This is a genomic window from Streptomyces sp. R21, from assembly GCF_041051975.1.
Classification (GTDB): domain Bacteria; phylum Actinomycetota; class Actinomycetes; order Streptomycetales; family Streptomycetaceae; genus Streptomyces.
Window position 1 is genome coordinate 8,157,903 of sequence record NZ_CP163435.1, and the last position, 25,103, is coordinate 8,183,005.

Here is a 25,103-nt window from a genome sequence, read left to right on the forward strand (position 1 = left end):
CCTCAGCTGTTGTCGGCCTCGTCGCTGTCGCTGTCGCTGTCGCCGAACGCCGACACCGCCGCCTTCGCAGCCGCCTCGACCAGCGAAATCCCTTTCGCCTGGGTTGAGTTGCCGTTGGACAGCGTCGCCACCAGGTAGTCGTGCCCGTCGGCCGTGACCCGGCCGATGCTGTTGATGTCCCACAGCTCGGTCGTGCTGCGCGCCAGCCACCCGTTCTTCAGGGCCCACGCGGATCCGTCGGCGGCCGCCGAGACACCCCAGTGCTGATCGGCCGCGATCTTGCCCATGAGCCCCTGCAGATACGCCCGCGAAGTGCCGCTCAGCTCCGAGTCGTCCCCGAACACCTGCTGGAGCAGAGTGAGTTGATCGGCCGCGGTGGTCTGCGTCAGCCCCCACAGCATGCCGCTGCCGCCCTCGGTGTCGCTGAGCCCGAAGCGCTTGTTCGCGGCGTCCAGGCCCTCGGCCTGCCCGATCGCCTTCCACAGCGCGGACGCGGACGTGTTGTCGCTGTTCTCGATCATCGCGGTGGCGTACGTCTTCTCCTGCGCCGTCAGATGCCGGTCGTCGTCCTGCGCCTGGAACAGCAGGGTGGCGAGGATGTCGACCTTGACGATGCTGGCCGTGTCGAACGTGCCGTCCCCGTAGGAGGTGCTCTCGCCGGAGTCGACGTCGAGCACCGCGACCGAGACCTCCGCGCCGTCCTCGACGCTCACGGACTTCATCGCCGCGGCGAGCAGCGCCTCCCGGTCCACCGAGGGCTCCACCACAGGTTCCACGGACGCCTCCTCGCTCACCGTGGCCGAAGCCGAGGGTGTCGCCGACGCCGACGCCGACGCCGACGCCGACGCCGACGCCGCCGACGATACGGTGCGCGTGTCGGCGTGCGCCTGCGCCTTGACGTACGCGGTCCCCGCCGCCGTGGCGCCGACGATCACGGCGGAAGCGAGGACGGTGTAGATCAGCGGGCGGCGCCGGGGCGGACGGGCACGGCGGCGGTGAGCTCTGTGAGACTCCATGCCCGCGATGCTGGGCGCCCGGCCTGTGCGGCTCGTTAGACGAATGTTAGATGTGTGTCAGGGAAAGCTGAGAAACCAGTGAATCCTGTCAACGCGAGGTTTCCGGGCCCGCACAAGCGCAGCAGCATCCCCCCGATAGGGTCGGGGACCGTGGCGAACAAGAACATTCCCGACTCCGGCTTCTCCGACGACGACGGCTCCGCCGATCCCCGGCTGAGCGCGGCGCTCGCCGCCTGGGCCGAGGACCGCACGGCTGTGGGGCCGGTGCTGGAGGCGCTCAAGGGCGCCCGGCTCCTGGTGCCCGTCGTGGCCGTCCTCGGTGAGGTGGAGGAGGACGAGAACGGGCTGCGCCACGAGAAGAGCAGTGACATGGCGGTCCCGACGCTGAAGGCCGGCTCCCGCACGGCCCTGCCCGCGTTCACGTCCACCGAGTCGCTGGCCCGCTGGGACCCGGAGGCCCGCCCCGTCGCCGTACCCCTGCATCAGGCCATCCAGGCGGCGGTGCACGAGAAGGCGGACACGATCGTGCTGGACATGTCCGGGCCGGTGCCGTACGAGCTGACCGGCTCCGCGCTGCGTGCCCTCGCCGAGGGGCGCACGACCGAGGACCCGCTCGCCGACCCGGCGGTGACCGACGCCGTACGCACCGCCGTGGCCGCCGAGCCCGCGGTGCTCCGCGCGCACCTCGGCCCCGGTCAGGCCGACGGCATCCTCGCCCTCGTCCTGGACCCGTCCGCGGCGCCCGCCGAGGCCGCCCGCGCCGTCGCCGAGCGCCTCGCGGCCGACGAAACACTCAGGGCCCGCCTGGTGCGCGGCCTCGACCTGGCACTGCTGCCGGCCGGGGCGACGCCACCGGGCGAGCCCTTGTACGTACGCGAGTGAGAACGTCTGCGGACTAGCCGTAGATCGGGCCCGTGTACTTCTCGCCCGGGCCCTGGCCCGGCTCGTCCGGGACGAGGGACGCCTCGCGGAAGGCCAGCTGGAGCGACTTCAGGCCGTCGCGCAGCGGGGCCGCGTGGAAGGAGCTGATCTCGGTCGCGCTCGCGTCGAGCAGACCGGCGAGCGCGTGCACCAGCTTGCGGGCCTCGTCCAGGTCCTTGTACTCGTCGCCCTCCTCGGTCAGGCCGAGCTTCACGGCGGCGGCGCTCATCAGGTTGACGGCGACCGTCACGATCACCTCGACCGCGGGGACCTCGGCGATGTCGCGGGTCATGGTGTCGAAGTCGGGCGTCTGGGGAGGGGTGTCACTCATGCGTCCCACGATAGGTCCCGGGACGGGGCCGTCCCCAGTTGGCCTCGGTTAGCCCTTCCTGCCCCGAGCTGCTAACCTTGTGTAACGACCGGCCGGACACTGCTGTGCCCGGCCCGCAAGTGGAGGCTCCGATCTCCCACCTGACCATCCTCCGGGACGGCAGGTCACCCGGTCAGGCGGCCGCCATCGTTCCGTACGGACGATGGAGTCGCCCGAAAGTGCGCCCCGCGGTTGACCGCGGCGGTGCTCCGGTAGTCCTTGGAGCCCCGCCTGTGTCCCGTCCGGGGCATTTTTCATGCCCCGCGGTGGTTGGTCCAATGTCATCAGAGACATACGCGGCTGTCCGCCAGACCGCCGTGTGGTGCAACCGAGGAGGATCCATCAGCACCGAGCCCCGCATCAACGACCGGATTCGCGTTCCCGAAGTGCGACTTGTCGGTCCCAGCGGCGAGCAGGTCGGGATTGTTCCGCTTGCCAAGGCCCTGGAGCTTGCGCAGGAGTACGACCTCGACCTGGTCGAGGTGGCGGCGAGCGCACGCCCGCCGGTCTGCAAGCTCATGGACTACGGCAAGTTCAAGTACGAGTCGGCCATGAAGGCCCGTGAGGCGCGCAAGAACCAGGCGCACACGGTCATCAAGGAAATGAAGCTCCGGCCGAAGATCGACCCGCACGACTACGACACCAAAAAGGGTCACGTCGTCCGGTTCCTCAAGCAGGGCGACAAGGTCAAGATCACGATCATGTTCCGTGGTCGCGAGCAGTCCCGGCCCGAGCTGGGCTACCGACTGCTGCAGCGTCTCGCGTCGGACGTCGAGGACCTCGGCTTCATCGAGTCGAACCCGAAGCAGGACGGCCGGAACATGATCATGGTTCTCGGTCCGCACAAGAAGAAGACCGAGGCGATGGCCGAGGCCCGCGAGGCCCAGGCGGCTCGCAAGGCAGAAGCGAAGGCCAACCCCGGCAAGTCGCAGAACGCCGCCGACGGTGAGATCGAGGACGCGGAGATCGCGGACGACGAGATCACCGACGGTGAGATCGCCGAGGGCGAGGCCGTCGAGGCCCCGGCCGAGGCTTCCGCCGAGGCGTGATCCCAGGGCGCACGCCCCGGGATGCCAACCGATACATATGACGTTCCACCGTGCCCGGTTTAACGACCGGGCACCGGAACGCCACTGACGAGGAGAGAACGGCGCTATGCCGAAGAACAAGTCGCACAGCGGTGCCAGCAAGCGCTTCAAGATCACCGGCTCCGGCAAGGTGCTCCGCGAGCGTGCCGGCAAGCGCCACCTGCTCGAGCACAAGTCGTCGCGCCTGACGCGCCGCCTCACCGGCAACGCCGAGATGGCCCCGGGCGACGCCAAGAAGATCAAGAAGCTTCTCGGCAAGTGACGTACGGGCGCCTGAGCATGCAGAGCGCCGTACGCCAGGACCGGGACCCAATCGATTTCGGGCCGTGTGACCACATCCACGGCCCCGCTACAAGGAGTTAACAAGTGGCACGCGTCAAGCGGGCAGTCAACGCCCACAAGAAGCGCCGGGCAATCCTCGAGGCGGCCTCCGGCTACCGCGGTCAGCGTTCGCGCCTGTACCGCAAGGCCAAGGAGCAGGTCACCCACTCGCTGGTCTACAACTACAACGACCGCAAGAAGCGCAAGGGCGACTTCCGTCAGCTGTGGATCCAGCGCATCAACGCTGCGGCCCGCCAGAACGGCATGACGTACAACCGCCTCATCCAGGGTCTGAAGGCCGCCAACATCGAGGTGGACCGCAAGATCCTCGCCGAGCTGGCCGTCAACGACGCCAACGCGTTCGCCGCGCTGGTCGAGGTCGCGCAGAAGGCCCTCCCCTCGGACGTGAACGCGCCGAAGGCTGCCTGACGCCGCTCCGGCTCCGAGCCGGACGTGACGTGAACCGGACCCGCAGGCCGTCAAGGCCTGCGGGTCCGTGTGCGTCCAGGTGCCTCCTCGGTACCCTCCCGTCCCCTCACTCCGCAACCCCGAAGGTGCCCCCATGCCCGTCGCCCCCGAGTTGATCTCTTCGCGTTCGCCTCGTGTCGCCGCCGCGCGACGGCTCGCCAGGCGGAACTTCCGGGGGAAGGACCGGCTGTTCCTCGCCGAGGGGCCGCAGGCCGTGCGCGAGGCGGTGGCGCACCGCGGCGGCGGGACGGACACCCTCGTCGAGCTCTTCGCGACCGTGGAAGCCGCCGAGCGGTACGCCGACATCGTGGGCGACGCCCGGGACGCCGGGGCCCGTGTTCACCTCGCCGCGGAGGAGGTGATCGCGGACATCTCCACGACCGTCACCCCGCAGGGCCTGGTCGGGATCTGCCGCTTCCTGGACACCCCCTTCGAGGAGATCCTCCGGGCGCGGCCCAAGCTCGTCGCCGTACTCGCGCATGTGCGGGACCCGGGCAACGCCGGGACCGTGCTGCGGTGCGCGGACGCGGCCGGCGCCGAGGCCGTCGTACTGACCGACGCCTCCGTGGACCTCTACAACCCCAAGGCCGTACGGGCCTCCGTCGGGTCGCTGTTCCATCTGCCCGTCGCCGTCGGTGTGCCCGTGGAGCGGGCCGTCGAGGGGCTGAAGGAGGCCGGGGTGCGCATTCTCGCCGCCGACGGGGCGGGGGAGGACGACCTCGACGACGAGCTGGACAACGGGACCATGGGCGGGCCCACCGCCTGGGTCTTCGGGAACGAGGCGTGGGGGCTCCCGGAGGAGACCCGCGTGCTGGCGGACGCCGTGGTGCGTGTGCCGATCCACGGAAAGGCCGAGAGTCTGAACCTCGCGACGGCCGCCGCCGTATGCCTCTACGCATCCGCCCGTGCACAGCGCGCCTCCGGAGGGTGCCGTTCCGTCACCGAGAGCTAGTAGGGTGACGACCTCCGGGGGCCCTCTGCGCCAGACGAGAGGTGGGGTACGGGGATGAGTGTCGGCACGAGCGGCGCGAAGAAGTCGCTGCGAGCACGGGACGTGCACAGCGCGTCCCGGCGCGACGATCCCGCCGAACTCGGAGCCGAGCCGGTCATCGACCCCGACGACCTGCCCGACGGGCTCGTCGTCGCCGACGAGCACGGCCGCGTGATCTGCTTCAACGCCGCCGCCGCCCGGATCACCGCCGTCCCCGCCGCCGACGCCCTCGGCCGACCGCTCGAGTGGGCCCTGCCTTTAGAAGACATCGAGGGGCGGCGCTGGTGGCAGCTGACGGACCCCTACGGCGGCCTCGCCATCCGCAACGGGCAGCCCGAGCGGAATCTGCTGCTGCCGGGCGGCCGTGAAGTGCTCGTCTCCGCGCGCTATGTCCGCACCCGCCCCACCGGCCCCGTCCGCCGCGTCGTCGTCTCCCTGCGCGACACCGAGGCCCGCCGCCGCACCGAGCGCAGCCACGCCGAGCTGATAGCCACCGTCGCCCACGAACTGCGCTCGCCGCTCACCTCCGTCAAGGGCTTCACCGCGACCCTCCTCGCGAAGTGGGAGCGGTTCACCGACGACCAGAAGAAGCTGATGCTGGAGACGGTGGACGCCGACGCCAACCGCGTCACCCGGCTCATCGCCGAACTGCTCGACATCTCCCGCATCGACTCCGGGCGCCTCGAAGTGCGCCGTCAGCCCGTCGACATCGGCGCCGCCGTCGGCCGCCACATCCAGGCCTACGTCGCCGCCGGCCAGCCCGCCGACCGGTTCCTGCTCCGCATCGAGCAGCCAGTGCCCGACCTGTGGGCCGACCCCGACAAGGTCGACCAGGTGCTCAGCAACCTGCTCGAAAATGCCGTGCGCCACGGCGAGGGAACCGTCACGATTGACGTCACGCCCTCGGCGTCCCCGCGCGAAGGCGAGGACGTCAGCACGTCGGTCACCGTGAGCGACGAGGGCAGCGGAATCCCGGAGGAGTCCATGAACCGCGTCTTCACCCGCTTCTGGCGGGGCAGCAAGCGCGGCGGCACGGGCCTCGGGCTCTACATCGTCAAGGGCATCGTCGAGGCCCACGGCGGAACCATCACGGTCGGCCGCGCCCCGGGCGGCGGCGCAGAGTTCCGATTTACGTTGCCCGTGGGCACCCCGGCGTATCTGCTGTAACGCCGACCGAGGCCCCACGGGCGCACGCACACCGGAGCCACCCCTTGGACTGCGCGTCCGAGGTGGGCTCCCACCCCGTTAGACTTGGCCTTTGGCACCTTTGCGTCCTCGTTTCAGGGACGAGGCGTCCCCAAAGTCGGGACGGGGACCATCCGCCAGCCAACCGGAAGCACGGGAAGAGATGTCGGCACCGAATAAGTCGTACGACCCTGTAGAGGTCGAGGCCTTGAAACCGGAAGAGATCGAGCGCATGCGGGACGAGGCGCTCGCCGCCTTCGCGGCCGCCGGCGACCTCGACGCGCTCCAGGAGGCGAAGGTCGCCCACACCGGCGGCACCTCGCCGCTGGCCCTCGCCAACCGCGAGATCGGAGCCCTGCCCCCGCACGCCAAGGCGGCCGCCGGCAAGCTCGTCGGCCAGGCCCGCGGCGCCGTGAACAAGGCGCTCACCGGCCGCCAGGTCGAGCTGGAGGCCGAGCGCGACGCCCGCGTGCTGGTCGAGGAGGCGGTGGACGTCACGCTGCCGTACGACCGCGTACCGGCCGGCGCCCGCCACCCGCTGACCACCATGATGGAGCGGGTCGCCGACGTCTTCGTGTCCATGGGATACGAGATCGCCGAGGGCCCCGAGGTCGAGGCGGAGTGGTTCAACTTCGACGCCCTCAACTTCACGCCCGACCACCCGGCCCGGCAGATGCAGGACACCTTCTTCGTCCAGGGCCCCAAGGCTGCATCTGATAGCGGCTCCGCCGCGGGCTCAGGCGACGAGTCCGGTGTCGTGCTGCGCACCCACACCTCTCCGGTGCAGGCCCGCGCCATGCTCGACCGCGAGCCGCCGGTCTACATCGTGTGCCCCGGCCGCGTGTACCGCACGGACGAGCTGGACGCCACGCACACCCCGGTCTTCCACCAGATCGAGCTGCTCGCCATCGACGAGGGCCTGACCATGGCGGACCTGAAGGGCACCCTGGACCACATGGTCCAGTCGCTCTTCGGCGCGGACATGAAGACCCGGCTGCGCCCGAACTACTTCCCCTTCACCGAGCCGTCCGCAGAGATGGACATGCTCTGCTACGTCTGCAAGGGCGAGTCCGTCGGCAACCCCGACCGCCCCTGCCGCACCTGCTCCTCCGAGGGCTGGATCGAGCTCGGCGGCTGCGGCATGGTCAACCCGCGCGTCCTCGTCGCCTGTGGCGTGGACCCGGAGAAGTACAGCGGATTCGCCTTCGGGTTCGGCATCGAGCGGATGCTGATGTTCCGCCACAACGTCGAAGACATGCGAGACATGGTCGAGGGTGACGTCCGGTTCACCCGGCCGTTCGGGATGGAGATCTGATGCGGGTCCCGCTTTCCTGGCTGCGGGAGTACGTCGATCTCCCCGCCACCGAGACCGGCCGCGATGTGCAGGCCAAGCTCGTTTCCGCCGGTCTTGAGGTCGAGCGGGTCGAGCAGCTCGGCGCCGACCTCAAGGGCCCCCTCGTCGTCGGCCAGGTGCTGACGATCGAGGAGCTGGAGGGCTTCAAGAAGCCGATCCGCTTCTGCACCGTCGACGTCGGCCAGGCCAACGGCACCGGTGAGCCCCAGGAGATCGTCTGCGGCGCCCGCAACTTCGCCGTCGGCGACAAGGTCGTCGTGGTGCTGCCCGGCGCCGTGCTGCCCGGCAACTTCGCGATCGCCGCGCGCAAGACGTACGGCAGGACGTCGCACGGCATGATCTGCTCCGGCGACGAGCTGGGCATGGGCGACGACGGCTCGCACGGCATCATCGTGCTGCCGCCGGAGTACGAGGTCGGCACCGACGCGATCGAGCTGCTCGAACTCGTCGACGAGGTCCTCGACATCGCGGTCACCCCCGACCGCGGCTACTGCCTCTCGCTGCGCGGCATCGCCCGCGAGGCCGCCATCGCCTACGGTCTGCCGCTGCGCGACCCGGCGCTGCTCGACGTACCGGCCCCGAACGCGTTCGGCTACCCCGTCCAGGTCTCCGAGCCGCTCGGCTGCGACCGCTTCACCGCGCGCACGGTGACGGGTCTCGACCCCGACACCCACTCGCCGCTCTGGCTCAAGCGCCGCCTGCAGAAGGCGGGCATGCGCCCGATCTCGCTCGCCGTCGACATCACCAACTACGTGATGCTGGAGCTCGGCCAGCCCCTGCACGCCTACGACCGCACCCGCGTCCAGGGGACGATCGGCGTGCGCCGGGCCGAGCAGGGCGAGCAGCTCACCACCCTCGACGGCGTCAAGCGCACGCTGGACGCCGAGGACCTGGTGATCACCGACGACCGCGGCTCCATCGGCCTCGCGGGCGTCATGGGCGGCGCCAACACCGAGATCGACGACACCGAGGGCACCACCACCGAGGTCGTCGTCGAGGCCGCGCACTTCGACGCGATCTCCATCGCGCGCACGGCCCGCCGCCACAAGCTGGCCTCCGAGGCGTCCAAGCGCTTCGAGCGCGGCGTCGACCCGCTCGCCGCGGCGGCCGCCGCCCAGCGCACGGTCGACCTGCTCGTGCTCCTCGCGGGTGGCACCGCCGACGCCGGCGTCACCGAGGTCATCGCGCCCTCCGCGCCGCGCACCATCGCCATCCCGGCCAACCACCCGGACCGCGTCGCGGGCGTCGACTACGGCCGCGAGACCGTCGTACGCCGTCTCCAGCAGGTCGGCTGCGACGTCTACGGACAGGACGAGCTGATCGTCACCGTGCCGTCCTGGCGGCCCGACCTGACGGACCCGAACGACCTGGCCGAAGAGGTCATCCGCCTGGAGGGCTACGAGAACCTGCCCTCCACGCTGCCCAAGCCCCCCGCGGGCCTGGGCCTGACCGACCGGCAGCGGCTGCACCGCCGGGTCGGCCGCGTGCTGGCCGGCGCCGGATACGTCGAGGCGCTGAACTACCCGTTCATCGGCGAGCACGTCTTCGACCAGCTCGGCCTGGCCGCCGACGACCCGAAGCGCAAGGTCGTCAAGCTGGTCAACCCGCTCTCCGACGAGGAGCCCGCGCTCCGTACGACGCTGCTGCCGGGCCTGCTGCACGCCCTGCGCCGCAACGACGGACGCGGCAGCCACGACCTGGCGCTCTTCGAGACCGGGCTCGTCTTCCACCCGCGGGGCGAGCTGCGCGTCGCCGGGCGGCTGCCCGTCGACCGCCGCCCGACCGACGAGGAGATCGCGTCCCTCACGGCCGCGCTCCCCGTCCAGCCCCGGCACGCCGCCGTCGTCCTCGCGGGCGCCCGCGAGCAGGCCGGCTGGTGGGGCAAGGGCCGCCCGGCCGACTGGGCCGACGCGATCGAGGCCGCGCGCTCGCTGGCCCGCGAGGCGGGGACCGAACTCCTCGTCCGCACCGGCCAGTACGGGCCGTGGCACCCGGGCCGCTGCGCCGAGCTCGCCGTCGTCATCGACGGCAGGGAGCAGGTCGTCGGGCACGCCGGAGAGCTGCACCCCGGTGTCCTGAAGACCCTGGGGCTGCCCGCCCGCACCTGCGCGATGGAGCTGGACCTCGACGCGCTGGAGCAGGCGAGCGCCGGTGTCCCCAAGGGCCCGAAGATCTCGACGTTCCCGGTCGCCACGCAGGACGTCGCGCTGGTCGTCGACCGCTTCGTCCCCCACACGGACGTCGAGGCCGCGCTCCGCGAAGGCGCGGGTGAACTCCTGGAGTCCATCCGGCTGTTCGACGTGTACGAGAACAGCGAGCAGCTCGGCGAGGGCAGCAAGTCCCTGGCCTACGCGCTGCGCTTCCGTGCCGCCGACCGCACCCTGACCGTCGACGAGGCCTCCGCGGCCCGCGACGCGGCCGTCGCCCTGGCGGCCGACCGCACAGGGGCGGTGCTGCGCGGCGCGTGAGCACCGCATGAGCGCTGAGAGGCGCTGAGAGGCACTGAGGGGCACGTCCGGACCGCCGGACGTGCCCCTCACTCGTTCGGGTGACAAGTCCGGGTGATCTGGTCCGAACGGGGCATGCGGTCGACAGAATCGGACCGGCCTCGCGGAGGCCGTCCGTGCTGTCGGGGCCTATTGGGGGGCCAATCGGCATGATCCGTATCAAGGCTGGGGCTCCCTGCAGGGCTACGCCCCGGACGCATGCGCGGGTGCTGTCCCGCGTGGGCCGGACGGCACGGGGCCGGGCGGACGGTCTGCGGACCGGGCTCGCCCGGGCGGTCCGCAGAGGCAGGACCGAATCCGGGGCGGGGCGCATCCGGGAGAGCGGACCGCGCATGGATCCCGAGCGGACCGTCCGACGGGGCGGCAGGCCGTCCCTGCGCCGGCTGCTGAGCATGGCGCTGCCCACCGTCTGGGGCGCCATCGCGATCACGTACAAGATGGTCTGCCCGCTCGCCCAGCAGAACGGGCTCGGCGCCCGGATCGTCACCAGTGCCGTCTTCTTCGTCGTCGGCAGCGGGCTGATACTCCACGTCAGACGGACGCTGCTGCGGGAGCTGCAACAGATCCGCGAGGTCGCGGGCGCCGCGCAGAACGTGCTGCTGCGACCGCTGCCGCCGCGCATCGACGGGCTGAGCATCGCCGCCGTACAGCACTCGGCGGACCTCGGCGCGATCGTCGGCGGCGACCTGTACGAGGTGATCGCCACCGAGCACGGCGTACGCGTCGTCATGGGCGATGTGCGCGGACACGGGCTCGCCGCCATCGGCACCGTCGCCGCCGTCCTCGGCAGCTTTCGCGAGGCCGTCCACGACGAGCCCGAACTCGGCTGCGTGCTGCGCAAACTGGAGCGCGCACTGGCCCGGCACCTGCGCGAGCGGGCCCGTGCCGAGCATCCCTCCTCGGCCGGACTGGATCCGGAGAGCCCGGTCGCCGAGGAGTTCGTCACGCTGCTCCTGCTGGAGATCCGCTGCGACGGCGAGATGCATGTCCTCAACTGCGGGCATCCCTGGCCGTATCTGCTGCGCAGCCACCGCGAACCGGCGGGCGTCCGCGGCCACGTCGAGCGGCTGTCGTCGGACGAACCGCTGCCCCCGCTGGGGCCGTTCCCGCTCCCGGCCGAGCTGCCCGTCGAGCGCTGTGGCCAACTGCTGCCCGGTGAGGCGTTGTTCCTGCACACCGACGGGGTCGAGGACGCACGCGACAGCCGCGGCAGGTTCTTCCCGCTGCCCGCCGCGCTCACCGAAGCCGTCCGTGTCCAGCCCGTCTCACCCCAGTCCGTGCTCCGTACCGTCTTCGCCGGACTCCTGCGCCACACCGGTGGCATGCCCGCCGACGACGTGGCACTTCTGGTGCTCCGCAACGACCGCCGCCGGGTGCCCGTGCAGCACGGCGCCGCCGTCGCCCAGCGCGTCACCTGAACCGGCGTGACGTCATGGCCGACGGCGAGCGCCGTCCGCCCGCCGCGGAGTGTCGGGCAGGCAGCTGGGCGGACGGCGCGGAAGCGGGCCGCCGCACTGTACGAGGGGGAGCCGGCGGCCCGGCCGGCCTCTTGCGAGGCATTTCAGTCAACCGGCCAGAAACGCTCTGCAACAGCGCGCGTACAGCCCGTTCACGAGCACTCCCTTCACACCCCGTGTGAAGGAGAACGCACTAGTCTGACGGCACCGAGCCACCCGGGGGGCCTCCATGCAGCCCAACACTCTGCTCGACGCGATTCTCGACGAGGCGGGCATCTCGCACGCGGGACTCGCCGCCCACGTCAACCAGGCGGGCCGGGCCAGAGGCCTGGCCCTTCGCTACGAACACACGGCCGTGGCGCGGTGGTTGAAGGGCCAGCGCCCGCGCGGCCAGGTGCCCGACCTGATCTGTGAAGTGCTCGCCGTCCGGCTGCACCGGCCCGTCACCCTCGACGACATCGGCCTCGGCGTGCCCGGCGAACCGTCCGCCCCGCACGGCACCACGCTCTCCGGCTTCGTCGAGCGCGCCACCGCCCTGTGGCGCTCCGACGAGCAGCAGCGCCCGCACATCCTCGGCGCCCCCGCCGTCACCGGGACACCCGCCGTGATGCCCGTGTGGGAGTGGGAGAACCCGCCCGAGGACGTGGACGTCTCGCGCGGCGGCCGGCACCGCGTCAGCATGGCCGACATCGAGATGCTGCGCGCGGCCCGCGCCCACTACGAGCAGATGTACCGCAAGGCGGGCGGCGTGGCCACGCGCACCCGGATCGTCGGCTTCCTCAACTCCGAGACGGCGCCCCTGCTGCGCGGCAGCTACACCGACGCCACCGGCCGCCAGCTCCACCGGGCGACCGGCGGCCTGGTGGCCGTAGCGGGCATCTGCGCCTACGACTCCGATGCGCACGGACTGGCCCAGCGCTACTTCCACCAGGCACTGCGCCTGGCGAAGGCCAGCGGGGACCGAGGACTCGGCGCCTACGTGATAGCGCTGCTGGTCAACCAGTCGCTGTTCATGCGCGAGCACCGGCAGGCCGTCGCCTTCGCGGAGGCCGCGCTGCGCGCCGCCGGGCGGCACATCACTCCGGCGCTCGCCTCGGACCTCTACGCGATGCAGGCCAAGGCGTACGCACACCTCGGCGACGGCAGCAGCGCGCTGTCCTGCATCCGGCGTGCCGAGCAGGCCGCCGAGCGCATCCGGCGCGGGTACGAGCCGGACGAGACCGGCTATGTCCAACCCGGCCTGGTCAACGTCCAGGTGGCGGAGGCGCTGCTCAGCCTCGGCGACCTGGTGGCCGCGAGCGAGCATGCGGTGGCCGCCGTGGGAAACCCGGCACATGACCGGGGGCGGGTGCACCGGCTCGCCATGCTCAGCCAGATCGAACTGCGCCAGGGCAACGCCGACAAGGCGGTGGCCACGGCGGTCCAAATGGCCGAACAGGCGCGGGGGATGGAGTCCCAGCGGCTGCGCGACAGACTGCGCGCGGTACGCGAACACCTGGTGCGCAGCGGCTGTGCGGGCACGGCCGAGGCCGCCGAACTCATCGACGGGGCACTGCGCGTACCGCTGTAGCAAGGCCTGCCGGCGAACTGCGGAAACGATCCGCGGGCCGCCCGGAGGAGATCGCCCCACCCTGTGCCGGGGGAGACCGCGCCCACGCCCGCGCGGACACTGCGCCTACCGCTGCGCTGCGAGCCGCCTGCTGTGTGCCTGCTGTCAGGACGCTCCTGCTGCGATATTGCCATCTACTCGGCGGAAGGTGGCAGAACCGTGCAGTGGACGAAACAGAACGAACAAACTGTGTATGCAAACCGCTGGTTCAGCGTCAATCTCGCAGATGTCGAGCTGCCGGACGGTCGGCACCTCGATCACTTCCTCATACGGCTGCGGCCCGTCGCCGTGGCCACAGTGGTGAATGAGGCCAACGAGGTGCTCCTGCTGTGGCGGCACCGCTTCATCACCGACAGCTGGGGGTGGGAACTCGCGGCGGGCGTCGTCGAGGACGGCGAGGACATCGCCGTGGCGGCGGCCCGCGAACTGGAGGAGGAGACCGGCTGGCGACCGGGACCTCTGCGTCATCTGATGAGCGTCGAGCCCTCCAACGGGCTCACCGACGCCCGGCACCACATCTTCTGGGCCGATGAAGGCGCCTACGTGGGGCACCCCGTGGACGACTTCGAATCGGACCGTCGGGAATGGGTCCCCCTCAAACTCGTCCCCGACATGGTCGCCCGCGGCGAGGTCCCGGCCGCCAACATGGCGGCCGCACTGCTCCTCCTGCACCATCTCAGGCTCGGGCAGGACGCGTTGCCCTGATCCATCCCCCACCTGCGTCCCGGAGCCTAATGGCCCAGAGCCTGCCAGACCGCCACGGCCAGCGCGCCCACGGCCGCGACGACCGCGAGGGTGGGCAGAGGCCATCGGGTGTTTTCCAGGGCGACGATCCGTGAGCTCAGTTCGTCCAGATCCTTGGCGGTCTGGTCGTCGCGCTGAGTGAGCAGAGCCAGCCCCCCCTCGATGCGGGTGAACCCCACTTCGAGGGACCGGCGTAACTCTGCGAGTTCTCCTGGGACCACGGGATGCTCGGGGTTGGTGGTCACGGGTCCGCTCCTTTCCGTAGTCGTCACATCCCCTGCATGCGCACGCAAAGTCAACTCGCCTGGTGGACACGTGGGGAGCGTGTGCGACGGGCATATGCGAGCCCGGGCCGCACACGGTGTGTGAATGGCGCGGGCCCGGCACCGAAAAGAGTGCCGGGCCCGCGCATGCCCAAGGTCTACGGACCGTAGTCAGGTTCGCCGGTGATGCAGCGTCATCAGGCGTACGAGTAGAAGCCCGAACCGGACTTCCGGCCCAGCCGGCCCGCGTCGACCATGCGCTGGAGCAGCGGGGGAGCGGCGTACAGCGGCTCCTTGTACTCCTCGTACATGCTGTACGCGACCGAGGCCACCGTGTCCAGGCCGATCAGGTCGGACAGCTTGAGCGGGCCCATCGGGTGGGCGCAGCCCATCTCCATACCGTTGTCAATGTCCTCGCGGCTCGCGATGCCCGACTCGAACATCCGGATGGCGGAGAGCAGATACGGGATCAGCAGCGCGTTGACCACGAAGCCCGAGCGGTCCTGGGCGCGGATCGCGTGCTTGCCGAGGACCTTCTCGGCGAACAGCTGGGCGCGGCTGAGCGTGCCCTCGGAGGTGGTCAGCGCCGGGATCAGCTCGACGAGCTGCTGCACCGGGGCCGGGTTGAAGAAGTGGATGCCGACGACCTGGTCGGGACGCGAGGTCGCGACGGCGAGCTTCACCAGCGGGATCGAGGAGGTGTTGGAGGCGAGGATCGCGTCCTGCCGGGTCACCACCTGGTCGAGCACCTGGAAGATCTCGGTCTTCACCTGCTCGTTCTCGACGACGGCCTCGATCACCAGGTCGCGGTCGGCGAACTCGCCGAGGTCGGTGGTGAAGCTGAGCCGGCTCTGGGTGGCCGCGAGCTCGTCCTCGGAGATCTTGCCGCGCTCCGCCGCCTTGGAGAGGGAGGTGAACAGCCGGGTACGGCCGAACTCCAGGGCCTCGCCGGTGGTCTCGGCGACCTTGACGTCGAGACCGGCACGGGCGCACACCTCGGCGATGCCCGCTCCCATCTGGCCGCAGCCCACCACTCCGACGCGTGCAATGTCTCCCGCCGGGATGTTGGTCACATCGTCCCCTTCGCTGATTTAGAGCCTGCGTCTGAGGCAGGTCCTCTGGTTCGGCGCCTGCTCCGATCGTGCACGTTACTCCCAAGTATCGATGATCGATCGTCCGGGTAGGGGCATCCTTGGGCGCGGAACGATCCGTGACGGAACGGATCCGCAGCGTATGGGGGTGTGCAGATGGGGCGAGTCTCACGTCGGGCATTCGCGGCGGCCGCGGCGGCAGCGCTGTCGGGGCTCACGATGGCGGGGGACGCGGCGGCGGCACCCGGGGTGCGCGGCGCCCCCGGACCGGAGCCCGAGCGGGCGGCGCGTGAGCTGCGCGGCATGTGGCTCGCGACCGTCTCCAACCGCGACTGGCCCTCACGGCCGGGCCTGACCGCGGCGCAGCAGCGCGCCGAACTCCTCGCCCACCTCGACACGGCGGTACGCCGCCGCCTGAACGCCGTGATCCTCCAGGTGCGCCCCACCGCCGACGCGCTGTGGCCCTCGCCGTTCGAGCCGTGGTCCCAGTACCTCACCGGAGTCCAGGGCAAGGCCCCCGGCTGGGACCCGCTCGGCACCGCGGTCACCGAGGCGCACGCCCGCGGCCTCGAACTGCACGCCTGGTTCAACCCGTTCCGCATCGCCAACCACACCGACCCGACCCGCCTCGTGGCGTCCCACCCCGCCCGCAGGCACCCCGACTGGGTGGTGGCGTACGGCGGGAAGCTCTACTACAACCCCGGGCTGCCCGCGGTGCGCGCCTTCGTCCAGGACGCGATGCTCGACGCGGTCCGCAGGTACCGGCTCGACGCCGTGCACTGGGACGACTACTTCTACCCGTATCCGGTCGCGGGCCAGGTCTTCGACGACGACGCCACGTACGCGGCGCACGGCGCGGGCTTCCCCGACAAGGCGGCGTGGCGGCGCCACAACATCGACCGGCTGGTGCTGGAGACGGCGGCCCGCATCAAACAGCTCCGGCCCACCACGCGCTTCGGGATCAGCCCCTTCGGGGTGTGGCGCAACGCGGCGACCGACGCGCGCGGCTCGGACACCCGGGCGGGTGTGCAGACGTACGACGATCTCCACGCGGACACCAGGAAGTGGGTCCGGGAGCACTGGATCGACTACATCTGCCCGCAGGTGTACTGGAACCTCGGCTCCGCCGCGGCCGACTACGCGAAGTTGGTGCCGTGGTGGGCGAAGGTCGCGCAGGGCACCGGTGTACGGCTGTACATCGGTGAGGCTTTGTACAAGGCCGGTGATCCGGCGCAGCCCGCGGCCTGGCAGGACCCGGCCGAGCTGTCCCGGCATCTCACCCTCGCCGCACGGTATTCGCAGGTGCGCGGGCACGTGTTCTTCTCGGCGAAGGAGGTGGGGGCGGACCGGATCGGCGCGATGGCACGGGTGGTCGCCGATCACTACCGGCAGCCGGCGCGGCCCCCGCGCTGATCTTCCGCCCGTACCGGGTGGCGGGCTACTGCCCGCCGCCTTCGGGATGCCGGATCTCCGAGTCCGGGCCCGGCGAGCACACTGCCTCGTGCCCGTCCTGGAAGCGGACGCGGTACGGGGGCGTACCTTCCGCACCCATCACTTCCACGATCTCTGCGACCTTGTCGTGCTGCCCGACGATCCTGCCGTGCTGCACCAGCTTGTCGCCCACAGTCGCTCGCATCTGAAGGGCCTCCTCGTCGCGCGTGGAGTAGTGGTCCCTGGTCGAGTAGTGGTCCTTGGTCGCAAGTCTACGGCCGGTGGCGCCTGTTGACCCGGCCCGTGCGGGGCCGGTCAGCCCCGGGCCCGTTGGGTGGCCGCGATGCAGACCAGGACCGCGGCGGCCGTCAGAGGTGCGGCCGGTGTGAGGTGCTCGCCGAGGAGCAGCACCGACCACACCAGTGTGAGCAGCGGCTGCGCCAACTGCAACTGGCTGGCCTTGGGAATGCCGATCGCGGCCATGCCCCGGTACCAGACGACCAGGCCGAGGAACTGCGACCCCGCGGCCACCCACAGCAGCCCGGTCACGCTGTGCGCCGTCAGGTGCACGGGCTCGTGGGACAGTGCGACCAGTGCGCCCGGCACCGCGAGCGGGAGGCAGAGCACCAGCGCCCAGCCGATGACCTGCCAGCCCGGCATGATCCGGGCCAGCCGCCCGCCCTCCGTGTAGCCCGCCGCGCAGATCAGCAGCGCCCCGAAGAGAAAGGCGTCCGCGCCGGTCAGGGCGCCGCCGCTCTGCTGCACGGTGAACGCGATCACCGCGGCGGCGCCCGCTACGGCGGCGATCCAGAACGTGCGCGAGGGCCGCGCCCCGGTGCGCAGCGCCGAGAGCAGCGCGGTGGTGAGCGGCAGCAGTCCGACGACCACGGCCGCGTGGGCCGTGGTGGACGTCTGCAGGGCCAGCGTCGTCAGCAGCGGGAAGCCCACGACGACACCCGCGGCGACGACGGCGAGCCCCGCCCAGTGCGCCCGGTCCGGCACCGGCACGCGCAGGGCGAGCAGGCAGCCGCCCGCGATGAGGGCCGCGAGCACGCTGCGCACGGCCACCAGGGACCAGGGGCCGAAGCCCTCCAGGCCCCAGGCGGTGGCGGGAAAGGTGAGGGAGAAGGCGGTCACGCCGAGGGCGGCCTGAATCGTCCCGGCCCGGCGGGCGGACCCGGCGGGCTCCGCGGCCGTGGTCGCCCGGCGGGACGTGCTGACCGCTATCGAGGTCGTGGCAGTAGCGCTATCGTGTGCTCTCATGCAAGAGCGTAGCAGTGTGGGCGATCTGGCGAATCAGTTGAGGCGAGAGCTCGACCGCTACTCTCCGGGTGGAAAGCTGCCGTCGAGCCGGGCGCTCGTCGAGCGGTTCCGGGTGAGCCCGGTGACCGTGTCGCGGGCCCTGGCGCAGCTGGCCGCCGAGGGACTGGTGGTCACCCGGCCCGGAGCGGGCGCCTTCCGCGCCGGCCCGCGCGCCGCGGCTCCGCCGGTGGGGGACACCTCCTGGCAGGAGGTCACGCTGAGCGCGGACGCCGCGGCCGAACTCGTCCCGCGCACGGTGGACGCCTCCGGGGTGCTCGCCACGCTCGCCGCGCCGCCGCCCGGTGTCGTCGAGTTCAACGGCGGCTATCTGCACCCCTCGTTGCAGCCCGAGCGGGCGATGGGCGCGGCCCTGTCCCGGGCGGGGCGCCGTCCGGGGGCCTGGAGCCGGCCGCCCGTGGAGGGGATCACGGAGCTGCGCGAGTGGTTCGCGCGGGGGATCGGCGGCGCGATCACCGCCGCCGAGGTGCTCATCACGGCGGGCGGCCAGTCCGCGCTGACCACGGCGCTGCGCGCGCTCGCTCCGCCGGGCGCCCCGGTCCTCGTCGAATCCCCCACGTATCCGGGCATGCTGGCGATCGCCCGCGCGGCGGGTCTTCGGCCGGTCCCCGTACCGATGGATGCGGACGGCGTGAAGCCGCAGCTCCTCGCCGACGCCTTCCGGGCGAGCGGCGCCCGCGTCTTCGTCTGCCAGCCGCTGTTCCAGAATCCGACCGGCGCTGTGCTCGCTCCGGATCGCCGGGGCGAGGTGCTGCGGATCGCCCGCGCGGCCGGTGCGTTCGTCGTCGAGGACGATTTCCTACGACGTCTCGTGCACGAGGACGCCGGCCCGCTGCCGCGTCCGCTGGCCGCAGAGGATCCCGACGGGGTCGTCGTGCACGTCAACTCCCTTACCAAGGCGACCTCTCCGAGCTTCCGGGTGGGCGCGCTGGCTGCCCGCGGCCCGGTCCTGGAGCGGCTGCGCGCCATCCAGGTCGTCGACTCGTTCTTCGTGCCGCGCCCGCTCCAGGAGGCCGCGCTCGAACTCGTCGGCTCGCCCGCCTGGCCCCGCCATCTCCGGTCCGTTTCGGCCGAGTTGAAGACCCGCCGCGACACGATGACCGCCGCCCTGCGGCTACGGCTCCCCGAACTCGCCCTGCCGCACATCCCGTTCGGCGGCTACCAGCTGTGGCTGCGGCTGCCGGACGGCACGGACGAGTCCGCCCTCGTCGGGGGCGCCCTGCGCGCGGGCGTGTCCATCACCCCCGGCCGCCCGTACTTCAGCGCCGAGGCCCCCGCCGGGCATGTGCGGCTGAGTTTCGCGGCGGTCGGGGGGACGGAGGAGATCGGGGAGGGGGTACGGCGGTTGAGGGCGGCGTGCGACGAGGTGCTCGGGCCCGGGTGAGCCCCTGAATACCCTGCGTAACCCATCTTGACCTGCGGAGTCTCGCCCTCCACTATCTGCGCATGCATCTTCGGGTCACGTTCGTAGCCGCCGCGCGCAGCTCCTCGCTGCTTGCCGAGCGCTTCGAGGACGACCGGCCGTTGGACCAGGCCGGGTGGGACGAGGTGCAGCGCGCTGCCCACGAGCTGGTGCCCCTGGCGGCGGCCGAGCTGCGCTACTGTTCGCCGACGCCCCGCAGCCGCGCCACCGGCGACGCCCTCGGCTATGCGCCGCTGGTCCAGCTCGCCCTGCGCGACTGCGACATGGGGCGCTGGCGGGGCCTCACGCTGGGCGAGGCGATGGCGCGCGAGCCGGCGGCCGTGGACGCCTGGCTGGGCGACCCGCGCTCGACGCCGCACGGCGGCGAATCCCTGCTGTCCTTCATCCAGCGCGTCGGCAACTGGCTCGACACCCGTCCCGCGGACGACGGCAGCCGGATCGTGGCCGTAGCCGAGCCCTCGGTGGTGCGGGCCGCGCTCGTCTACGCGCTGAAGGCCCCGCCGTCGACGTACTGGAACATCGACGTGCGCCCCCTGTCGACGGTCACCCTCGCGGGCCACGGCGGGCGCTGGAACTTCCGGCTGGAGTCCGGGCTTCAGCGGGTCTGAGGGTCCGGCGCGGGGCTCAGGCGCGTGTAGTCGGTCGTCAGGACCAGGTCCTTGGCGGGGCCGCCCACGCGCCACACCGTGCGCCAGCGGTCCTCGTCGTACACGGTGAACTCGCCCCGGTAGAGGTCCGCCGAGCAGGGGTGGTCGGCGACGTACCGCCCGTCGGTCAGGTCGAGGTCGTGGAACGGGCGGCCGTCGGCGAAGAGGACGGCCGCCGTGCCGGGGCGCTCGCCGGGCAGGAAGCGCAGCGTCCGCTCGGCGGGCCGGGAGACGCTCTGCCAGACGAAGGTGCCGGACTCCTGGTGGAGGAGGCCCGGGCCGCCGTCACTGCCTTCGCCCAGCGGCCGGAAGAGCGTTTCGCCGGTGAACTCCCCCTCCGCGCCGCTCGCGAGGTCCCGCACCGAGCGTCGTACGCGCCAACTCCCTTTCAGGTACGCCAGTACGTCGATTACCGGCCAGACCTTGGTCACCGACACGCCCTCCGTCCCACCCGATGCTGCGCGACCCATTGACGCACTCCTGCCCCCTCCCTATCTTGCCGTTCGAAGTGTTGATCAACGTCCGACATTTCGAACAACTTCACACCACAGAGCCGCGGAGTACCCATGCCACGCACCCGCTCCCGCTGGAGACTCGGCCTCACCGCCACCACGCTTCTGGTGGCCTCGGCCGTCCTTCCCGTGCCCTCGAACGCCGCTGCCGCGGACGTCACCGACTACGCGATCAACGTCGACCCGAAGGGCTCGGGCGCGAAGATCGACGACACCATGTACGGGGTGTTCTTCGAGGACATCAACCGCGCCGCGGACGGCGGGCTGTACGCGGAACTGGTCCAGAACCGGTCCTTCGAGTACAGCACCGCCGACAACAACTCCTATACGCCGCTGACTTCCTGGGCCACCTCCGGCACGGCGAAGGCGGTGAGTGACGACGGGCGCCTGGGTGCCCGCAACCGCACGTATCTCGCCCTGGACGGCGGTTCGTCCGTCACCAACTCCGGTTACAACACCGGCATCAGGGTCGAGAGCGGCAAGGCCTACGACTTCTCGGTGTGGGCCCGCGCCGACGCCGCCGCACCCCTCACCGTGACGCTGCACGACGCGGACGGCGCGCTCGCCGAGGCCCGCAAGGTGACCGCGCGCGGCGGCTGGGCCAAGTACACGGCGAAGTTCACCGCGACGCGCGGCAGCACCACCGGCCGCCTCACCGTTGCCGCGGGCGGTCCCGTCGCCGTCGACATGGTCTCGCTCTTCCCGCGTGACACCTACAAGGGGCGCGCGAACGGCCTGCGCAAGGACCTCGCCCAGAAGATCGCCGCCCTCCATCCGGGCTTCGTGCGCTTCCCCGGCGGCTGCCTGGTCAACACCGGCAGCATGCAGGGCTACGACGAGGCCTCCGGCTACCAGCGCAAGCGCTCGTACCAGTGGAAGGACACCATCGGCCCGGTCGAGCAGCGCGCCACCAACTCCAACTTCTGGGGCTACAACCAGAGTTACGGGCTCGGCTACTACGAGTACTTCCAGTACTCCGAGGACATCGGCGCGATGCCGCTGCCCGTCGTCCCGGCCCTCGTCACCGGCTGCGGCCAGAACAAGGCCACCGACGACGACGCCCTGCTCAAGCGGCACATCCAGGACACCCTCGACCTCATCGAGTTCGCCAACGGCCCGGCGACGAGCACCTGGGGCAAGAAGCGCGCGCAGATGGGCCACCCCAAGCCCTTCCACCTCACCCACATCGAGGTCGGTAACGAGGAGAACCTGCCCAACGAGTTCTTCGCGCGCTTCACGCAGTTCCGCGCCGCCATCGCGGCCAAGTACCCGGACATCAAGGTGATCTCGAACGCCGGACCCGACGACTCGGGCACCACCTTCGACACCGCGTGGAAGCTGAACAAGGACGCCGACGTCGACATGGTCGACGAGCACTACTACAACAGCCCGCAGTGGTTCCTGCAGAACAACGACCGCTACGACTCCTACGACAGGAACGGCCCCAAGGTCTTCCTCGGCGAGTACGCCTCGGGCGGCAACACCTTCAAGAACGCCCTCTCCGAAGCCGCGTACATGACCGGCCTGGAGCGCAACGCGGACGTCGTGAAGCTCGCCTCGTACGCCCCGCTGCTCGCCAACGAGGACTACGTGCAGTGGCGTCCCGACATGATCTGGTTCAACAACCACGCGTCATGGAACTCCGCGGACTACGAGGTCCAGAAACTCTTCATGACCAACGTCGGTGACCGCGTGGTGCCCAGCACCGCCACCGGCACGCCCTCCCTCACCGCACCCATCTCCGGCGCCGTGGGCCTGTCGACGTGGGCGACCACGGCGGCGTACGACGACGTCAAGGTGACCGGCGAGGACGGCAGCGCGCTGTTCGGCGACGACTTCAGCGGCGACGCATCGAAGTGGACCCATTCGGGCGGCGGGAGCTGGAGCGTCCAGGACGGCCAGTACGTGCAGACCGACGTGGCCGCCGAGAACACCATGGTCTCGGCGGGCGACCCGGCCTGGCACGACTACGACCTGCATGTGAAGGCCACCAAGAAGTCCGGCAAGGAGGGCTTCCTCGTCGCCTTCGGCGTCAAGGACACCGGCAACTACTACTGGTGGAACCTGGGCGGCTGGAACAACACCCAGTCCGCCGTCGAACAGGCCGTGGACGGCGGCAAGTCGACGCTGATCGCCAAGCCCGGTTCCGTCGAGACGGGCCGCGCCTACGACGTCGACGTCAAGGTACGGGGCCGGCAGGTCACCCTCTATCTCGACGGCCAGGAGTGGGGCAGCTTCACCGACGACAAGCCCGCCGAGCCGTTCCGCCAGGTCGTCACCAAGGATGCGAAGACCGGCGACCTGATCGTCAAGGTCGTCAACGCCCAGGCCGCCGAGGCCCGTACGGCCATCGACCTCGGCGGGGCGAAGACCGCGTCGAAGGCCCAGGTGACCACGCTCGCCGCGGCGCCCGACGCGGTGAACAGCGAGACGGCCACCACGGTCGCCCCGGTCAGGTCGACCTTCACGGGAGTCGCCCGCAAGTTCACGTACACCTTCCCGGCGAACTCCGTCACCTTCCTGCGGATCAAGCAGAAGTAGCGGGGTCCTGAGCGGGCTGCTGTCCGAGCGGCAGCAGCCCGCGCTCGGCGAAGACCTTCTTCGCCACGGCTGTGGCGTTCAGCGCCCGGGGGAAGCCGCAGTAGCCGGCCGACTGCAACAGCGCCTCGGTGATCTCCTCGGGGGTCAGGCCCACGTTCAGGGCCGTGTTGATGTGCACCTCCAGCTGGGACTCGCAGCCGCCGAGTGCGGTGAGCATGCCCAGCGTGACCAACTGCCGGTCGCGGGGCACGAGTTGTGGACGGGAGTAGATCTCCCCGAACCCCCAGGCCATCACCTGGTGGCCCAGCTCCGGGCTGACGTCGGCCAGCGAGTCGAGGACCCGCTGCCCGACCTCGCTGTTGACGCCGCGCAGCACCTCCAGGCCGTGCGCGAATCGCTCCTCGCGGGTGGTGCTCTCGCTCATGACGGATCATCCGTTCCCGGCTGCCCTGGGAGCAGCCGTTTCGTGTGGGGCGAGCTCTGTCGGTCAAGAACAGAACCGTAGATCCTGGAGTGTGCTCCAAGCACGGGACAGAGCGGGGGAGGGGGAGACGGGATGGCGGACGCACGCGTCGAACCAGTGGCGCCGACCGCGCGGCCGGAGCGGCGGCCCGAACTGGACGCCCTGCGCCTGCTGGTGGTGCTCGGGCTGGTGTTCTTCCACTCGGCGCTGGTCTTCGACACCGAGGACGACTTCTACGTCAAGAACGCCGAGACCTCGGACGTGCCCACGATCGTCGGCGGTCTCGGCGTGGTCTGGGCGATGCCCATGCTGTTCCTCGTCGCGGGGTTCGGCGCATGGCACTCGCTGCGCAGGCGCGGCCCCGCCGGGTTCGTCGTCGAGCGGCTGAGGCGGCTCGGCGTACCGCTGCTCTTCGCGCTGGTCACGCTGCTCCCGGTGCCGCAGTGGCTGCGACGGCGGGCCGCCGACCCCGGCTACCACGAGTCGTACTGGCGGTACTGGCCGCGGTTCTTCGACGTGCACCTGGAGCCCGCCAAGTTCCCCTTCGTCGTGCAGGGCGACGATTTCGAGACCGGGCACCTGTGGTTCGTGCTGCTCCTGCTCGTGTTCTCGCTCGCGGTGGCCCTGCTGGTCCTGCGGCTGCCGCGCGGCCTCGCCCGACGCACCCTCGACCGCCTGGCCGTGGCGGCTCAGCGGCGCGGCGCGATCCTGCTGCCCACCGTCCCGGTCGCGCTGATCAGCGCGCTGGTGGGCCTGGAGAAGAACTACGCGGCTTGGCACCGCTGGGCGTACCTGCTGTTCTTCCTGTACGGCTTCGTGGTCGCCGCCGACGAGCGGTTCAGGACGGCGATGCGCCGCGAAGCGGGCTGGGCCGCCGGTCTCGGCCTGGTCCTGTACCTGGCCGCGCTGCCCGGGTTCCTGGCCGCGGACGACCCCTTCACGGACCGGACCGCGCTCGCGATCGGCGCCCGGGCCCTGTACGGCGCGGCGGGCTGGTGCTGGCTGGTCGGCATCCTGGGACTGCTCGACCGCCGCGGCCGACGCCGTGCTCCGGCGGGCCCGTCCGAGCTGCCCGCGGACGAGGAGCCGGACCGCCGGAGCCGACGGGTGTACGGCTACCTGGCCGCCGCCGTGCTGCCGCTGTACGTCCTGCACCAGCCGATCGTCGTCGCCGTCGCCTACGGCGTGGTGGGCTGGCACGCGCCGGTCGCCGTCAAGTACGTCGTCATCGTGGCGGCCTCGCTCGCGCTCACCGTGGCGGCGTACGACCTGCTGGTGCGGCGCACGCGGGTGACACGGTTCCTGTTCGGGATGCGCCCGTAGGCGTGCGCGGGGACAGCATCGCCGGATTGCATAAACGTGCAGCGAAACGTATAGTCAT

The 25,103-nt window shown here is 71.1% G+C and carries 24 protein-coding genes; 16 read left to right on the forward strand and 8 right to left on the reverse strand.

The annotated features are described in order from the left end of the window. Nucleotides 1–2 precede the first annotated feature (2 nt). A complete protein-coding gene (locus AB5J56_RS36325) occupies nucleotides 3–1,016 on the reverse strand; it encodes a serine hydrolase (protein WP_369239236.1) in 1,014 nt (337 codons plus the stop codon). 150 nt (nucleotides 1,017–1,166) lie between these two features. On the opposite strand from AB5J56_RS36325, the gene AB5J56_RS36330 reads away from it, so the two are divergent. After that, on the forward strand, nucleotides 1,167–1,898 hold the full coding sequence (locus AB5J56_RS36330; protein ID WP_369239238.1) for an SseB family protein: 732 nt from the start codon (nucleotides 1,167–1,169) through the stop codon (nucleotides 1,896–1,898). Nucleotides 1,899–1,911: 13 nt separating this feature from the next. Here AB5J56_RS36330 and AB5J56_RS36335 read toward each other — a convergent pair whose 3' ends face one another. After that, on the reverse strand, nucleotides 1,912–2,268 hold the full coding sequence (locus tag AB5J56_RS36335; RefSeq protein ID WP_369239240.1) for a DUF1844 domain-containing protein: 357 nt from the start codon (nucleotides 2,266–2,268) through the stop codon (nucleotides 1,912–1,914). 356 nt (nucleotides 2,269–2,624) lie between these two features. Here AB5J56_RS36335 and infC point away from each other — a divergent pair, with 356 nt between their 5' ends. The 10 genes from infC (at nucleotide 2,625) to AB5J56_RS36385 (ending at nucleotide 13,992) form a co-directional block, all read left to right on the forward strand. Beyond that, entirely contained in the window at nucleotides 2,625–3,356 is a 732-nt protein-coding gene (infC, locus tag AB5J56_RS36340; RefSeq protein WP_369243002.1) for a translation initiation factor IF-3, read from the forward strand. A 106-nt stretch (nucleotides 3,357–3,462) separates the two neighbouring features. Then, on the forward strand, nucleotides 3,463–3,657 hold the full coding sequence (gene rpmI, locus AB5J56_RS36345) for a 50S ribosomal protein L35 (RefSeq protein ID WP_003947156.1): 195 nt from the start codon (nucleotides 3,463–3,465) through the stop codon (nucleotides 3,655–3,657). A 104-nt stretch (nucleotides 3,658–3,761) separates the two neighbouring features. After that, nucleotides 3,762–4,145 (forward strand): 50S ribosomal protein L20, encoded by a 384-nt coding sequence (gene rplT / locus AB5J56_RS36350; RefSeq protein WP_003970214.1) that lies wholly within the window; start codon nucleotides 3,762–3,764, stop codon nucleotides 4,143–4,145. Between the two features lie 133 nt (nucleotides 4,146–4,278). Beyond that, a complete protein-coding gene (locus tag AB5J56_RS36355; protein ID WP_369239245.1) occupies nucleotides 4,279–5,136 on the forward strand; it encodes a TrmH family RNA methyltransferase in 858 nt (285 codons plus the stop codon). 54 nt (nucleotides 5,137–5,190) lie between these two features. Continuing rightward, the gene (locus tag AB5J56_RS36360) at nucleotides 5,191–6,342 is read left to right on the forward strand and encodes an ATP-binding protein (protein ID WP_369239247.1); all 1,152 of its coding nucleotides are present in this window, start codon (nucleotides 5,191–5,193) and stop codon (nucleotides 6,340–6,342) included. Between the two features lie 181 nt (nucleotides 6,343–6,523). Then, nucleotides 6,524–7,675: a phenylalanine--tRNA ligase subunit alpha gene (pheS, locus tag AB5J56_RS36365; RefSeq protein ID WP_369239249.1), complete on the forward strand. Its 1,152-nt coding sequence runs from the start codon at nucleotides 6,524–6,526 to the stop codon at nucleotides 7,673–7,675. After that, nucleotides 7,675–10,182: a phenylalanine--tRNA ligase subunit beta gene (gene pheT / locus AB5J56_RS36370; RefSeq protein ID WP_369239251.1), complete on the forward strand. Its 2,508-nt coding sequence runs from the start codon at nucleotides 7,675–7,677 to the stop codon at nucleotides 10,180–10,182. The genes pheS and pheT overlap by 1 nt, the downstream gene beginning before the upstream one ends. Before the next feature lie 431 nt (nucleotides 10,183–10,613). Then, the gene (locus AB5J56_RS36375) at nucleotides 10,614–11,639 is read left to right on the forward strand and encodes a PP2C family protein-serine/threonine phosphatase (RefSeq protein WP_369243004.1); all 1,026 of its coding nucleotides are present in this window, start codon (nucleotides 10,614–10,616) and stop codon (nucleotides 11,637–11,639) included. 268 nt (nucleotides 11,640–11,907) lie between these two features. Beyond that, nucleotides 11,908–13,248, forward strand: a complete 1,341-nt coding sequence (locus tag AB5J56_RS36380; RefSeq protein WP_369239253.1) for a transcriptional regulator — start codon at nucleotides 11,908–11,910, stop codon at nucleotides 13,246–13,248. A 198-nt stretch (nucleotides 13,249–13,446) separates the two neighbouring features. After that, on the forward strand, nucleotides 13,447–13,992 hold the full coding sequence (locus AB5J56_RS36385; RefSeq protein ID WP_369239255.1) for an NUDIX hydrolase: 546 nt from the start codon (nucleotides 13,447–13,449) through the stop codon (nucleotides 13,990–13,992). Between the two features lie 26 nt (nucleotides 13,993–14,018). Here the strand turns inward: AB5J56_RS36385 and AB5J56_RS36390 are convergent, their stop codons facing one another. Then, nucleotides 14,019–14,276, reverse strand: coding sequence for a hypothetical protein (locus AB5J56_RS36390; RefSeq protein WP_369239256.1), 258 nt, complete (start codon nucleotides 14,274–14,276; stop codon nucleotides 14,019–14,021). Between the two features lie 215 nt (nucleotides 14,277–14,491). Then, nucleotides 14,492–15,367 carry a 3-hydroxybutyryl-CoA dehydrogenase gene (locus AB5J56_RS36395; RefSeq protein ID WP_369239258.1) on the reverse strand — a complete coding sequence of 292 codons (876 nt, stop codon included), beginning with the start codon at nucleotides 15,365–15,367 and terminating at the stop codon, nucleotides 14,492–14,494. Between the two features lie 174 nt (nucleotides 15,368–15,541). Between AB5J56_RS36395 and AB5J56_RS36400 the strand changes: the two genes are divergently transcribed. Continuing rightward, nucleotides 15,542–16,798 (forward strand): glycoside hydrolase family 10 protein, encoded by a 1,257-nt coding sequence (locus tag AB5J56_RS36400; RefSeq protein WP_369239260.1) that lies wholly within the window; start codon nucleotides 15,542–15,544, stop codon nucleotides 16,796–16,798. Between the two features lie 25 nt (nucleotides 16,799–16,823). Here the strand turns inward: AB5J56_RS36400 and AB5J56_RS36405 are convergent, their stop codons facing one another. Further along, nucleotides 16,824–17,021, reverse strand: coding sequence for a DUF1918 domain-containing protein (locus AB5J56_RS36405; RefSeq protein WP_356134784.1), 198 nt, complete (start codon nucleotides 17,019–17,021; stop codon nucleotides 16,824–16,826). Between the two features lie 110 nt (nucleotides 17,022–17,131). Next, on the reverse strand, nucleotides 17,132–18,079 hold the full coding sequence (locus tag AB5J56_RS36410) for a DMT family transporter (RefSeq protein WP_369239263.1): 948 nt from the start codon (nucleotides 18,077–18,079) through the stop codon (nucleotides 17,132–17,134). Here AB5J56_RS36410 and AB5J56_RS36415 point away from each other — a divergent pair. Next, on the forward strand, nucleotides 18,078–19,520 hold the full coding sequence (locus AB5J56_RS36415; RefSeq protein WP_369239265.1) for a PLP-dependent aminotransferase family protein: 1,443 nt from the start codon (nucleotides 18,078–18,080) through the stop codon (nucleotides 19,518–19,520). The genes AB5J56_RS36410 and AB5J56_RS36415 overlap by 2 nt on opposite strands. Before the next feature lie 62 nt (nucleotides 19,521–19,582). Beyond that, complete coding sequence (locus tag AB5J56_RS36420) at nucleotides 19,583–20,167, forward strand: histidine phosphatase family protein (RefSeq protein ID WP_369239267.1); 585 nt, start codon at nucleotides 19,583–19,585, stop codon at nucleotides 20,165–20,167. On the opposite strand, the gene AB5J56_RS36425 is transcribed toward AB5J56_RS36420, so the two are convergent. Next, complete coding sequence (locus AB5J56_RS36425; protein WP_369243006.1) at nucleotides 20,155–20,637, reverse strand: DUF6314 family protein; 483 nt, start codon at nucleotides 20,635–20,637, stop codon at nucleotides 20,155–20,157. The two genes, AB5J56_RS36420 and AB5J56_RS36425, sit on opposite strands and share 13 nt — an antisense overlap. Nucleotides 20,638–20,772: 135 nt before the next feature. Here AB5J56_RS36425 and AB5J56_RS36430 point away from each other — a divergent pair, with 135 nt between their 5' ends. Further along, entirely contained in the window at nucleotides 20,773–23,259 is a 2,487-nt protein-coding gene (locus tag AB5J56_RS36430; protein WP_369239269.1) for an alpha-L-arabinofuranosidase C-terminal domain-containing protein, read from the forward strand. Here the strand turns inward: AB5J56_RS36430 and AB5J56_RS36435 are convergent. Further along, on the reverse strand, nucleotides 23,246–23,683 hold the full coding sequence (locus AB5J56_RS36435) for a carboxymuconolactone decarboxylase family protein (RefSeq protein ID WP_369239271.1): 438 nt from the start codon (nucleotides 23,681–23,683) through the stop codon (nucleotides 23,246–23,248). The genes AB5J56_RS36430 and AB5J56_RS36435 overlap by 14 nt on opposite strands. A gap of 132 nt (nucleotides 23,684–23,815) precedes the next feature. On the opposite strand from AB5J56_RS36435, the gene AB5J56_RS36440 reads away from it, so the two are divergent. Continuing rightward, nucleotides 23,816–25,045, forward strand: a complete 1,230-nt coding sequence (locus AB5J56_RS36440; protein WP_369239273.1) for an acyltransferase family protein — start codon at nucleotides 23,816–23,818, stop codon at nucleotides 25,043–25,045. The last annotated feature ends 58 nt before the right edge of the window (nucleotides 25,046–25,103 follow it).

Bases quoted from the DNA above. Each gene is read 5' to 3' on its own strand.
- AB5J56_RS36325 (WP_369239236.1), bottom strand. From the start codon at position 1,016: ATGGAGTCTCACAGAGCTCACCGCCGCCGTGCCCGTCCGCCCCGGCGC.
- AB5J56_RS36335 (WP_369239240.1), bottom strand. From the start codon at position 2,268: ATGAGTGACACCCCTCCCCAGACGCCCGACTTCGACACCATGACCCGC.
- rpmI (WP_003947156.1), top strand. From the start codon at position 3,463: ATGCCGAAGAACAAGTCGCACAGCGGTGCCAGCAAGCGCTTCAAGATC.
- AB5J56_RS36355 (WP_369239245.1), top strand. From the start codon at position 4,279: ATGCCCGTCGCCCCCGAGTTGATCTCTTCGCGTTCGCCTCGTGTCGCC.
- AB5J56_RS36360 (WP_369239247.1), top strand. From the start codon at position 5,191: ATGAGTGTCGGCACGAGCGGCGCGAAGAAGTCGCTGCGAGCACGGGAC.
- pheS (WP_369239249.1), top strand. From the start codon at position 6,524: ATGTCGGCACCGAATAAGTCGTACGACCCTGTAGAGGTCGAGGCCTTG.
- pheT (WP_369239251.1), top strand. From the start codon at position 7,675: ATGCGGGTCCCGCTTTCCTGGCTGCGGGAGTACGTCGATCTCCCCGCC.
- AB5J56_RS36375 (WP_369243004.1), top strand. From the start codon at position 10,614: ATGGCGCTGCCCACCGTCTGGGGCGCCATCGCGATCACGTACAAGATG.
- AB5J56_RS36380 (WP_369239253.1), top strand. From the start codon at position 11,908: ATGCAGCCCAACACTCTGCTCGACGCGATTCTCGACGAGGCGGGCATC.
- AB5J56_RS36400 (WP_369239260.1), top strand. From the start codon at position 15,542: ATGGGGCGAGTCTCACGTCGGGCATTCGCGGCGGCCGCGGCGGCAGCG.
- AB5J56_RS36405 (WP_356134784.1), bottom strand. From the start codon at position 17,021: ATGCGAGCGACTGTGGGCGACAAGCTGGTGCAGCACGGCAGGATCGTC.
- AB5J56_RS36415 (WP_369239265.1), top strand. From the start codon at position 18,078: ATGCAAGAGCGTAGCAGTGTGGGCGATCTGGCGAATCAGTTGAGGCGA.
- AB5J56_RS36410 (WP_369239263.1), bottom strand. From the start codon at position 18,079: ATGAGAGCACACGATAGCGCTACTGCCACGACCTCGATAGCGGTCAGC.
- AB5J56_RS36420 (WP_369239267.1), top strand. From the start codon at position 19,583: ATGCATCTTCGGGTCACGTTCGTAGCCGCCGCGCGCAGCTCCTCGCTG.
- AB5J56_RS36430 (WP_369239269.1), top strand. From the start codon at position 20,773: ATGCCACGCACCCGCTCCCGCTGGAGACTCGGCCTCACCGCCACCACG.
- AB5J56_RS36435 (WP_369239271.1), bottom strand. From the start codon at position 23,683: ATGAGCGAGAGCACCACCCGCGAGGAGCGATTCGCGCACGGCCTGGAG.
- AB5J56_RS36440 (WP_369239273.1), top strand. From the start codon at position 23,816: ATGGCGGACGCACGCGTCGAACCAGTGGCGCCGACCGCGCGGCCGGAG.